This window comes from Pseudoxanthomonas sp. OG2, from assembly GCF_014192765.1.
Classification (GTDB): domain Bacteria; phylum Pseudomonadota; class Gammaproteobacteria; order Xanthomonadales; family Xanthomonadaceae; genus Pseudoxanthomonas_A; species Pseudoxanthomonas_A beigongshangi.
This window is the reverse complement of the sequence record NZ_JACHYM010000002.1, coordinates 1,187,174-1,199,162: the sequence shown is the minus strand read 5'-3', so window position 1 is coordinate 1,199,162 and position 11,989 is coordinate 1,187,174. Positions and strand designations below refer to the sequence as shown.

Genomic DNA, 11,989 nt, shown 5'->3' with positions numbered 1-11,989 from the left:
CCGGGGCCGGATGGTCCGTATCAGGCGGCGGCGCCGGCGGCGGCCCTCGCGCCGATCCCTGCCATCGACGTGACGGTGCGCGGCCGGCGTCGCCGGTCAGCAACCGATGGCCCGAAACTCCCGGTCAGATGTCCAGGTGCAGGCCGCATTCGCGCTTGAGGCCGAAGAAGCGCGTGTCCTCCTCGCGCATGCCGGGTTCCCAGCGGGTGGTGGTGTGGAAATCGCCGATGGAGACGTAGCCCTGTTCCCACAGCGGGTGGTAGGGAAGATCGTGTTGCTTGAGGTACTGCCAGACTTCGCGATCGGTCCAGTCGGCAATTGGATTGACCTTCAGGCGGGCGCCGCGCCACTCGACGACGGGCGCGTTGGCGCGGCTGCTGGCCTGGCTGCGGCGCAGGCCGGTGAACCAGGTGCCGACGTCCAGTTCGGCCAGCGCGCGCCGCATCGGTTCGACCTTGCGCAGGTTGTTGTACTGCTCGATGCCGACCAGGCCCTGTTCCCACAGGCGGCCGTGGCGCGCCTCCATCCAGGCACGGCTGACCAGTGGACGGAACACCTTGAGGTTGAGCTTGAGCCGTTCGGTCAGTTCGTCGGCGAACCGGTAGGTCTCGGGAAACAGGTAACCGGTATCGATCAGGATCACCGGGATGTCCGGTTGCTGGCGGGTCAGCATGTGCAGCAGCACCGCCGCCTGCGCGCCGAAACTGGAGGACATCGCCGCCTGCGCCGGACCATTGGCCAGGGCCCAGCGCACCCGCGCTTCGGCCGGCTGCGCTTCCAGGCGCGCGTTGATGGCGGAGATGTCTTCGGTGGCTTCGGGCAGCGGTGCGGTTTGCGGCGCGCTCATGCGTGCAGTTCCAGGGCGATCTGTCGATGGGTGGGGTAGGGCGGCAGGGCGACGATGCCGCTGCGGTGCAGGAAATCGCCGAAGCCCTCGTCGGCCTGGCGCTCGCGCGCGTAGCGGGCCAGCAGCGGATCCAGCGCTTCCAGGATTTCCGCTTCGGTGATGTTCTCGCGGTACAGCGTGTTGAGGCGCTGGCCGCGGTGATCCGCGCCGAGCATCAGGTTGTAGCGGCCGGGCGCCTTGCCGACCAGCGCGATTTCGCCCAGGTAGGGACGCGAGCAGCCGTTGGGGCAGCCGGAGATGCGCAGCAGGATGGGCGCATCGCGCAGGCCGTGCCGATCCAGCAGTGGCTCCAGGCGGGCGGTGAAGTCGGGCAGGTAGCGCTCGGCTTCGGCCATGGCCAGGCCGCAGGTCGGCAGGGCGACGCAGGCGACCGCCGCACGCGCCAGCGCGGTGCCGGCGCGGCGGCCGTCGTCCAGGCCATGCGCGCGCACGAGCGCGTCGATGCGCTCGCGCTCGCCGGCCGGCACGCCGGCGATGACCAGGTTCTGGTTGGGAGTGAGCCGGAACTCGCCGCGGTGGATGCCGGCGATCTCGCGCAGGCCGGTCAGGTGCGTGGCCTGCGCGGTGTCGGCGATGCGCCCCGCGAAGAAGTGCAGGGTCAGGTGCCAGCGGCCATCCTCGCCCTCGACCCAGCCATAGCGGTCGCCGTTGTGATCGAAGTGCCACGCGCGCGCGGGCTGGAGCGCATGGCCGGAGCGGGCCTCGATCTGACCGACGATCGCCTCCAGGCCGTGATCATCGATGGTGTACTTGAAGCGGGCGCGCTTGCGCAGTTCGCGGTTGCCGAAATCGCGCTGGGTGGTGACCACCGCGGTCGCCACGTCCAGCAGTTTCTCCGGTGGCAGGAAGCCGACCACGTTGCCGATGCGCGGATAGGTCGCGGCGTCGCCGTGGGTCGCGCCCATGCCGCCGCCGATGACCAGGTTGAAGCCGACCAGCTCGCCGTCCTCCAGGATGGCGATGAAGCCCAGGTCGTTGGCGAACACGTCGACATCGTTGAGCGGCGGAACCGCGAACCCGATCTTGAACTTGCGCGGCAGGTAGGTGGCGCCATAGACCGGCTCCTCCTCCTCGCCGCTGCCGGCCACGCGTTCCTCGTCCAGCCAGATTTCGTAGTACGCGCGGGTATTGGGCAGCAGGTGCTCGGACAGGCGCGCCGCCCAGGACTGCACCTGCGCATGCGCCTTCGACAGCAGCGGATTGGCCGCGACCAGCACGTTGCGGTTGACGTCGCCACAGGCGGCCAGCGTGTCGATCAGCGCCGCATTGATTGCCTGCATGGTCGCCTTCAGTTCGCGCTTGATCACCCCATGGAACTGGAACGCTTGGCGGGTGGTGACCCGCAGCGAGTGGTTGGCGTAGCGGGTGGCGATCGCGTCGAGTTTCAGCCATTGCTCGGGCGTGACCACGCCGCCGGGCGTGCGGGTCCGGATCATGAACTGGTAGGCCGGTTCCAGCTTCTGCCGCCGGCGCTCGTCGCGCAGATCGCGATCGTCCTGCTGGTAACTGCCGTGGTACTTGATCAGGGTCTGGTCCGACTCGCGCAGCGCGCCGGTCACCGGGTCGGCCAGGCTCTCCAGCAGGCTGCCCCGCAGGCGACGGCTTTCGGATTTGATGTCTTCTACGGAGTGGGACATGGGTGGGGGCCGGGATTCGGGATTGGTGATTCGGGATTCGCAAGAGCGCAGCAGGAGATCGGAGAAATCAGGAACGGGACGGGCTTTCACGAATCCCCAATCCCGAATCCCCCATCCCGGCCGTCAATACACATCACGACAGTAGCGGCCTTCCGATTGCAGTCGGGTCAGGTATTCGGCGGCGGTGTCTTCGTCGTGGCCGCCTTGGGTGCGGAGGATGTCCAGCAGCGTGGCGTGCACGTCCTTGCCCATGCCGATGGCGCCGCAGACATACAGGTGGGCGCCGCCCTCCAGCCAGGCATGGACCTCGCGGGCGTGTTCGCGCAGGCGGTCCTGCACGTAGATCTTGTCGGCCTGGTCGCGCGAGAACGCCAGGTCCAGCCGGTGCAGCGAGCCGTCACGGAGCGCGTCCTGCCATTCGGACTGGTAGAGGAAGTCCTGGTTGAAATGGCGGGCGCCGAAGAACAGCCAGTTGCGGCCCTGCGCGCCGGTTTCGGCGCGCTCCTGCACGAAGCCGCGGAACGGCGCGATGCCGGTGCCGGGACCGATCATCAGGATGTCGCGGGCGCCGTCAGCGGGCACCCGGAACCGTTCGTTGGCCTCGACATAGACCGGCACCGCTTCACCTTCCGCACGCGCGGCGAGGTAACCGCTGGCCGCGCCGCCATGCGCTTCACCGAACGCTTCGTAGGCCAGCACGTCCACGGTCAAGTGGACTTCTTCGCCGACCCGCTTGCGGCTGGAGGCGATCGAGTACAGCCGCGGCGCGAGCGGACGCAGCGCGGCGACCAGTTCATGCGCTTCCCAGCGTGCCGGCCAGCGTCGCAGCACGTCGACGACCTGATGGGTGTTGAGCAGGCCGGCGAGCGCGGACTGCTGCGCCGGCGCCAGCAGCGCGTTCAGATCCTCGGCGCGCGCCTGCGCGGCGTGTTCGGCCAGGAACGGGCGCGAGAGCCGGGTCAGTTCGCGACGGCTGGCCAGCCACTCGCGCAGCGGCAGCGTATCGCCCTGGAGCTCGATCCCGGCGTCGCCGGACAGCGCGGTGGCCTGGAGGATCGATTCCACCAGCGAATCCGGATTGCGATGGCGGATGCCAAGCGCGTCGCCCGGTTCGTAGTGCAGTCCGCTGCCGGCCAGCGACAGTTCGAGATGGCGCACGTCCTTGTCGCGTTCGCCATGCCGCCCGAATGCCTTGCCCTTGAAGTCGCGGCCGCTGACGTTCTGGTTGAGCAGGACTTCGGCGGAGTAGGGTTTTTCGTGCGACCACGGCGAGGCCGCGTGCGTTGGCCGCAGCGGGGTGACCGTGGCCAACGGGGCGCTGGGGTGGGATTTCAGGTGTTCGCGCGCCGACGACAGCGCCTGGGTGCGCCAGGGATCGGCCACCGTGTCGATGTCCAGATCGGCCAGGCCGGGTTCGAACAGGCGCTGGGCACCCAGTTCGGCCAGGCGGGCATCCAGGCGGCGGGCGATGCCGCAGAAATCGGCGTAACTGGAATCGCCCAGGCCGAGCACCGCGTAGCGCAGTTCCGGCAGCTTGGGCGCGCGCCGGCCGGACAGGAACTCGACCAGGCCGATGGCATCGTCCGGCGGATCGCCTTCGCCCTGGGTGCTGATGACCACGTACAGCAGGCGTTCGCCGGCCAGTTCGCGGGTCGGATAGGCGTCCGCCCGCAACAGGCGCACCGGCAACCCGGCCGCCTCGACGGCCTGGGCGATCTTCTCGGCCGCGCGTCGCGCATTGCCGGTCTGGCTGCCGTAGACCACGGTCAGGCGCTGGCCCGCCTGCGCCTGGCCGCCCGGCAGCACCGCCAGTTGGGGCGCGTGCTGGCCCTGGGCGAGCCCGGCGGTATAGCCGGACAGCCACCACAGGGTCGGCGCATCCAGCCCTTCGACCAGCCGCGCCAGCAGCACGCGCCGCTCCTCGGCCAGGGGACTGGGCGCCAGTGCGGAGGAGGAAGCGGTCATCGCGGGCAATCGCTTTGCGCAGGAGGGAGTCCGATGTTAGGAACCCGTTGTCCCGTGCAGAAAGGACGGCTGGTTATGGGCTTATCCCGCTGGCTTATTTCCCGGCGCGGGGGAGGCATGGAATGCTCGTTGGCCTCCTGGGGCAGAAGCAACGGCGGTAGCTGGTACGCTTTGCGCCGGCATCCCGTCACGCACCGCAGCCCGTTTTGATGAGCGCCGAACACCGCCTGTCCCACCTCGACCGCCTGGAAGCCGAGAGCATCCACATCCTCCGGGAGGTGGCCGCGGAGTTCCGCAATCCCGTGCTGCTGTATTCGGTGGGCAAGGACAGCTCGGTGCTGCTGCACCTGCTGCTCAAGGCGTTCGCGCCGGGCCGCCCGCCCATCCCGCTGTTGCACGTGGACACGCGCTGGAAGTTCCGCGAGATGATCGCGTTCCGGGATCGCCGCGCGGCCGAGACCGGCGTGGATCTGCGGGTGCACGTCAACCCCGATGGCATCGCCCAGGGCGTCGGCCCGATCAGCCACGGCGCGACCGTGCATACCGACGTGATGAAGACCCAGGGCCTGAAGCAGGCGCTGGACCAATACGGCTTCGACGCGGCCATCGGCGGCGCCCGCCGCGACGAGGAGAAGTCGCGCGCCAAGGAGCGCGTATTCTCCTTCCGAAACGATCGCCACCGCTGGGATCCCAAGAACCAGCGACCGGAGCTCTGGAACCTCTACAACGCCCGCATCCACAAGGGCGAGAGCGTGCGTGCGTTCCCGCTGTCCAACTGGACCGAACTGGACATCTGGCTTTACATCTATCGCGAGGGCATTCCGGTGGTGCCGCTGTACTTCGCCGCCGAGCGGCCGGTGGTGGAACGCGATGGCGCGCTGATCCTGGTGGACGACGAACGCCTGCCTCTGCATGAAGGCGAACAGCCGCAACTGCGCAGGGTGCGCTTCCGCACCCTGGGGTGCTACCCGCTCACTGGCGCGATCGAGTCCGACGCCGACACCCTGGAAAAGATCATCGCCGAGATGCTGGTGGCGACGTCCTCCGAGCGCCAGGGCCGGGTGATCGATCACGATCCGGGCGCGTCGATGGAGAAGAAAAAGCTGGAGGGGTACTTCTGATGAAGCCGGGATTGGGGATGACCGGCCATCCGGCCGTTGAAAACCGGGATTCGGGATTAGGGAAAGCGGGAAGCGATCCGCTGGCGGAAGCGCCCGCCGTTGCGAATCCCGGATCCCGAATCCCCAATCCCGAAAACACCAGCATCACCGACTACCTGCGCCAGCACGAAACCAAGCCGCTGCTGCGTTTCATCACCTGCGGCAGCGTCGACGATGGCAAGAGCACGCTGATCGGTCGCCTGCTGCACGACAGCAAGCGGTTGTTCGATGATCAGCTGGCGGCGCTGGAGAAGGACAGCCGCCGGCATGGCACCCGCGGCGGCGACATCGATTACGCGCTGCTGCTGGACGGCCTGGCCGCCGAGCGCGAGCAGGGCATCACCATCGACGTGGCCTACCGCTACTTCGACACCGAGCGGCGCAAGTTCATCGTCGCCGATTGCCCGGGACACGAGCAGTACACCCGCAACATGGCCACCGGCGCGTCCACCGCGGATCTGGCCGTGGTGCTGGTCGACGCGCGCAAGGGCCTGCTCACCCAGACCCGCCGGCACAGCTATATCGTCTCGCTGCTGGGCATCCGCCACGTCGTGCTGGCGGTCAACAAGATGGATCTGGTCGGCTTCGATCCCGCGGTGTTCGACGGCATCGCCACCGCCTACCGCGCACTGGCCGCGCAACTGGGCATCGCCGACGTGACGTGCGTGCCGCTGTCCGCGCTGGAGGGCGACAACCTGATCGAACGTTCGGCACGCACGCCGTGGTACGACGGCCCCAGCCTGTTGCAGCACCTGGAGAGCGTGCCGGTGGACGATGCCGGCGCCGAAGGCGGGTTTCGCCTGCCGGTGCAGTGGATCAACCGGCCGGACCAGAATTTCCGTGGCTTCGCCGGCACCGTGGCGGCGGGGCGGGTGCGCCCGGGCGACGCGATCGTGGCGCTGCCCTCGGGCCGGCGCTCGAAGGTCGCGCGGGTGCTCGGGCCGGATGGCGATCGCGAACTCGCCAGTGCCGGCGAAGCGATCACCCTGACCCTGGACGACGAGATCGACATCAGCCGCGGCGACGTCATCGCCGCCGCCGGCGATCCGCCACAGGTCGCCGATCAGTTCGCCGCGCACGTGCTGTGGATGGACGACGCCGCGCTGCTGCCCGGACGTCCGTACTGGCTGAAGATCGGTACGCGCACGGTCGCCGCCTCGATCAGCGAGATCAAGCACCGTGTCGACATCAACAGCCAGGAGCACCTGGCGGCCAAGCGGCTGGAACTCAACGAGGTCGGCTACTGCAACCTCAGCCTGGACGAACCGATCGCGTTCGCACCCTATGCGGACAACCGCGCGCTGGGCGGCTTCATCCTGATCGACCGGCAGAGCAACCACACGGTCGCGATGGGAACGCTGGACTTCGCCCTGCGCCGCGCCGGCAACGTGCACTGGCAGCACCTGGACGTGGACAAGGCGGCGCGTGCGCGCATCAAGGGCCAGCAGCCGCGGGTGCTGTGGTTCACCGGCCTGTCCGGCGCCGGCAAGTCGACCGTGGCCAACCTGGTCGACAAGCGCCTGCACGCGCTGGGCTACCACAGCTTCATTCTCGACGGCGACAACGTGCGTCATGGCCTGAACCGGGATCTGGGCTTCACCGCCGAGGACCGGGTGGAGAACATCCGCCGCGTGGCCGAGGTCGCCAGGCTGATGACCGACGCCGGATTGATCGTGCTGGTCAGTTTCATCTCGCCGTTCCGGGCCGAGCGGCAGATGGCGCGCGAACGGTTCGGCGAAGGCGAGTTCCTGGAAATCTTCGTCGACGTGCCGCTGGCGCTCGCGGAGGAACGCGACGTGAAGGGCCTGTACCGCAAGGCGCGGGCGGGCCTGATTCCCAACTTCACCGGCATTGACTCGCCGTACGAAGCACCGGAACATCCCGACCTGCGGCTGGATGCCGGCGCAGAGAGTCCGGAACACTTGGCGCTGCGGGTCCTGGAAAAACTGGGATTGACCTAGCGAACCACGCTGCACAAGGGTCGTTAGTCATGGCCCTGTCAACGCTTCCGTACGCATATTCGTTCATGGCGTGAAGGTAAACTTCACGTGATAACGATCATTACGGTACTTTCATGCTGAGCCGAACCGGAATCCGGGCGACGCTGGCCGTCGCCGCGTCGATGTTCCTGTTGACCGCCTGCGGAGAAAAATCCGCCGGCGCGGGCGGAGGCGGGCAGGGTGCGGATCGGCCGGTGCCGGTGAACACCCAGGTGGTCCAGCTCTCGGCGTGGAGCGACGCCCTGGAGGCGCTGGGTACCGCCAAGGCGCGTGAGTCGGTGACCCTGACCGCCAAGGTCAGCGAAATCGTCCAGGACGTGCACTTCGAAAGCGGCCAGGACGCCAGGGCCGGGCAGGTGCTGGTGACCTTGCGCGGCGACGCCGCCAAGGCGTCGCTGGAGCAGGCCGAGGCCACCTACGCCGAAGCCGACCGCCTGTACCGCCGGCAGAAGGAACTGGCCGAACAGCAACTGGTCGCCCGCTCCACCCTGGACACACAATTGGCCCTGCGCGACGCCGCCGCAGCGCGCGTGCAGCAGATGAAGGCCGACATCGGCGATCGCACGGTGCGCGCACCGTTCGCCGGCGTACTGGGCATCCGCCAGGTCAGCCCGGGCTCGCTGATCACCGCCAGCACCGTCATCGCCACCCTCGACGATGTTTCGCGGATGTACGTGGACTTCCAGGTGCCGGAAGCGGCGCTGGCCACGGTCGACAACGGCGATACGGTCAACGCGACCACCGCCGCCTGGCCGGGGCGCACCTTCGAGGGCGCCGTGGAAACGGTCGATGCGCGGGTGGATCCCGCCACCCGCGCGGTCACCGTGCGCGCGGTGTTCGCCAACCCGGATCGCGCGCTGCGCCCGGGCATGCTGCTCAACGTCAATCTGTTCCGGCCGGAGCGGCAGGCGCTGGTGATTCCCGAGATCGCCGTCGTGCAGGTGGGCCGCGACACCTTCGTCTACCGGGTCAAGGCCGACAGCAGCGTGGAGCAGGTCACCGTGAGCACCGGCGTCCGTCGCGAGGGTCGGGTGGAGATCACCGAAGGCCTGAAGGCCGGCGATCGCATCGTCGTGGACGGTACCGGCAAGCTGCGGCCCGGCGCGAAGATCACCGAGGCCGGCGCGGCCACGCCACCGGCCGCCGCGCCCGCCGCCGCACCCGCCGTCAAACGGGGCTGAACCATGAAGCTGTCCGACCTGTCGATCAAGCGGCCGGTGCTGGCCGTGGTGATGAGCCTGCTGCTGATCGTGCTCGGGGTGATGTCGTTCATGCGCCTGACCCTGCGCGAGCTGCCCAACATCGATCCGCCGGTGGTGTCGGTGGAAGTGACCTACCCGGGCGCGTCGGCGGCGGTGGTGGAAACCCGCGTCACCCAGATCCTGGAAGACGCGCTGGCCGGCATCGAGGGCATCGAGACCATCGAGTCGCGCAGCTCCAACGGCCGTTCGCAGGTCACCATCGAGTTCACCCTTACCCGCGACATCGAGGCCGCCGCCAACGACGTGCGCGACAAGGTCAGCCGGGTGATGGATCGCATGCCCGACGAGGCGGATCCGCCGGAAGTGCAGAAGGTGGAAGCCGATGCCGACGTGATCCTGTGGTTGAACATGAGTTCGACCAAGATGGACACCCTGCAGCTGACCGACTACGCCGATCGCTATATCGTCGATCAGCTGTCGGCGCTGGACGGCGTGGCCCAGGTGCGCATCAGCGGCGCCCAGCGCTATGCCATGCGGATCTGGCTGGATCGCGCCGCGATGGCCGCGCGCGGCGTCACCGCCAGCGACGTGGAGGCGGCGCTGCGGCGCGAGAACATCGAACTGCCCGCCGGCCGCATCGAATCGGAAACCCGCGACTTCACCCTGCGGGTCGAACGCGGCTACATGACCGCCGAGCAGTTCGCGCGGATGCCGCTGAGCAAGGGCGCCGACGGCTACGTGGTGCGGGTGGGCGACGTGGCCCGGGTGGAGCTGACCACCGAGGAACGCCGCGCCTATTTCCGCAGCAACGGCCGCCCGAACGTCGGCCTGGGCATCGTCAAGACCTCAACCGCCAACGCGCTGGATGTGGCGCGCGCGGCCCGCGCTGCCGCCGACCGCATCCGCCCGACCCTGCCGGAGGGCACCCAGATCTTCGTCGCCTACGACAGCACCGTGTTCATCGAGGCGTCGGTCGAGCGCGTCTACGCCACCCTGGTGGAGGCGATGATCCTGGTGTTCGCGGTGATCTGGCTGTTCCTGGGCAGCCTGCGCGCGGCGTTGATCCCGGCGGTGACGGTGCCGGTCTGCCTGATTACCTCGTTCATCGCCCTCTACGCGTTCGGCTTCTCGATCAACCTGCTGACCTTGCTCGCCCTGGTGCTGTGCATCGGCCTGGTGGTGGACGATGCCATCGTGGTGCTGGAGAACATCCAGCGCCGCGCCGACCTGGGCGAGCCGCCGCTGGTGGCCGCGCGTCGCGGCACCGCGCAGGTGGCCTTCGCGGTCATCGCCACCACCGCGGTGCTGGTGGCGGTGTTCCTGCCGGTGGGGTTCATGGAAGGCAACACCGGACGCCTGTTCCGCGAACTGTCGGTGGCGCTGGCGGCGGCGGTGGCGATCTCGGCGTTCGTGGCCCTGACCCTGACCCCGATGATGTCCTCCAAGCTGGTCCGGCCGCACAGCAAGCCCAAGGGTTTCAACGCCTGGATGAACCGGCAGCTGGCCCGGCTCAGCGAGGGGTATGGCCACCAGGTCCAGCGGATGGTGGCGATGCCCGGCCGGCGCATCCTGTTGATCCTGCTGATCGCGATGGGCGCCTGCCTGGCGGTGGCGGCGGTGCTGGGCCTGCGCGTGCCCAAGGAACTGGCGCCGATGGAGGATCGCGGCTCGTTCTTCGTCTCCATCCAGGGACCGGAAGGCGCAGGCTTCGATTACACCGTGAAACAGATCCAGCAGGTCGAGCATCTGTTCGCCGACAACATCGGCGAAGGCAAGCCGATCCAGCGCGCCAACGCCCGCGTGCCGGGCGGCTTTGGCGCGAGCGAGGAAATGCACACCGGCCAGGTGATCGTGTTCCTGCAGGACTGGAGCAAGCGCCACGAAAGCACCACCGAGGTGCTGGAATCGGTGCGCGGCCAACTGGAGCAGATGCCGGGCATCCGCGCCCAGCCTTCCCAGCGCACCGGCCTGGTTCGCGGTGGTGGCCAGCCGTTCCGGATGGTGCTCGGCGGTCCGGATTACAACGAGCTCTCGCAGTGGCGCGACCGGATGATGGCGCGCATGGAGCAGAACCCCGGCCTGTACGGCGTGGACTCGGATTACAAGGAAACCCGGCCGCAGATGCGGGTCAACATCGACCGCAGCCGCGCCGCCGACCTGGGCGTGTCGGTGCAGGAAATCGGCCGCACGCTGGAAACCATGATGGGTTCCCGCCAGGTCACCACGTTCGTCGACAACGGCGAGGAGTACGACGTGCTGATGCAGGCCGACCGCGAGCGCCGTTCCTCGCCGGCGGACCTGGCCAACACCTACGTGCGCGGCAGCGCGGGCGAGCTGATTCCGCTGTCCAACCTGGTGACATTGTCGGAAATCGCCGAACCCGGCAGCTTCAACCGCTTCAACCGCCTGCGCGCGATCACCCTGACCGCGTCGCTGGCGCCGGGCTATACGCTGGGCGAGGCGATGGGCTGGGCCCGGCAGGTGGCGCAGGAGGAACTGCCCGACTACGCGCAGATCGACTGGAAGGGCGAATCCCGCGAGTACCTCAAGGCCGGCGGCGCGGTGCTGCTGACCTTCGCGCTGGCGCTGCTGATCGTCTACCTGGTGCTGGCGGCGCAGTTCGAGAGTTTCATCCACCCGCTGGTGATCATGCTGACCGTGCCGCTGGCGGTGCTGGGCGCGCTGATCGGCCTGTGGGTCACCGGCGGCACGCTCAATCTGTTCAGCCAGATCGGCATCGTGATGCTGATCGGCCTGGCGGCAAAGAACGGCATCCTGATCGTCGAGTTCGCCAACCAATTGCGCGACGACGGCATGAGCGTGGCGCGCGCCATCGCCGAATCCTCGAAGGTGCGCCTGCGCCCGATCCTGATGACGTCCGTGGCCACGGTGATGGGCGCCGTGCCGCTGGTGGTGGCCGGCGGACCGGGGTCGGCCAGCCGCGCGACGATCGGCATCGTGGTCATCTTCGGCGTCTCCTTCTCCACCTTGCTGTCGCTGTACGTGGTGCCGGCGTTCTACGCGCTGCTGGCACCGTTCACGCGGTCTCCCGAGGCCGTGGCCCACGAACTGAAGCGACTGGAAGAAGAAACTCCCCCGGTAGGCGGTCATGGTTGAT

Annotated in this window: 7 protein-coding genes; 4 read left to right on the top strand and 3 right to left on the bottom strand. The window is 68.4% G+C overall.

Annotated elements, in window-relative coordinates; all coding sequences use genetic code 11:
- Positions 1-124: 124 nt before the first annotated feature.
- The 3 genes from FHW78_RS18590 to FHW78_RS18580 all read right to left on the bottom strand — a co-directional run bounded on the left by FHW78_RS18590 (position 125) and on the right by FHW78_RS18580 (position 4,509).
- Positions 125-847, bottom strand: coding sequence for a phosphoadenylyl-sulfate reductase (locus tag FHW78_RS18590; RefSeq protein ID WP_183644222.1), 723 nt, complete (start codon positions 845-847; stop codon positions 125-127).
- Positions 844-2,544 carry an assimilatory sulfite reductase (NADPH) hemoprotein subunit gene (gene cysI, locus FHW78_RS18585; protein WP_183644219.1) on the bottom strand — a complete coding sequence of 567 codons (1,701 nt, stop codon included), beginning with the start codon at positions 2,542-2,544 and terminating at the stop codon, positions 844-846. Before cysI ends, FHW78_RS18590 begins: the two co-directional genes overlap by 4 nt.
- Before the next feature lie 123 nt (positions 2,545-2,667).
- A complete protein-coding gene (locus FHW78_RS18580; RefSeq protein WP_183644216.1) occupies positions 2,668-4,509 on the bottom strand; it encodes an assimilatory sulfite reductase (NADPH) flavoprotein subunit in 1,842 nt (613 codons plus the stop codon).
- A 209-nt stretch (positions 4,510-4,718) separates the two neighbouring features.
- On the opposite strand from FHW78_RS18580, the gene cysD reads away from it, so the two are divergent.
- From cysD to FHW78_RS18560, 4 genes are all read left to right on the top strand, one after another.
- Positions 4,719-5,630: a sulfate adenylyltransferase subunit CysD gene (cysD, locus tag FHW78_RS18575; protein ID WP_183644213.1), complete on the top strand. Its 912-nt coding sequence runs from the start codon at positions 4,719-4,721 to the stop codon at positions 5,628-5,630.
- A gap of 17 nt (positions 5,631-5,647) precedes the next feature.
- Positions 5,648-7,630, top strand: coding sequence for a sulfate adenylyltransferase subunit CysN (gene cysN / locus FHW78_RS18570; RefSeq protein ID WP_183644849.1), 1,983 nt, complete (start codon positions 5,648-5,650; stop codon positions 7,628-7,630).
- A 113-nt stretch (positions 7,631-7,743) separates the two neighbouring features.
- Positions 7,744-8,850 carry an efflux RND transporter periplasmic adaptor subunit gene (locus FHW78_RS18565; RefSeq protein ID WP_183644210.1) on the top strand — a complete coding sequence of 369 codons (1,107 nt, stop codon included), beginning with the start codon at positions 7,744-7,746 and terminating at the stop codon, positions 8,848-8,850.
- Positions 8,851-8,853: 3 nt separating this feature from the next.
- The gene (locus FHW78_RS18560) at positions 8,854-11,988 is read left to right on the top strand and encodes an efflux RND transporter permease subunit (protein ID WP_183644207.1); all 3,135 of its coding nucleotides are present in this window, start codon (positions 8,854-8,856) and stop codon (positions 11,986-11,988) included.
- The last annotated feature ends 1 nt before the right edge of the window (position 11,989 follow it).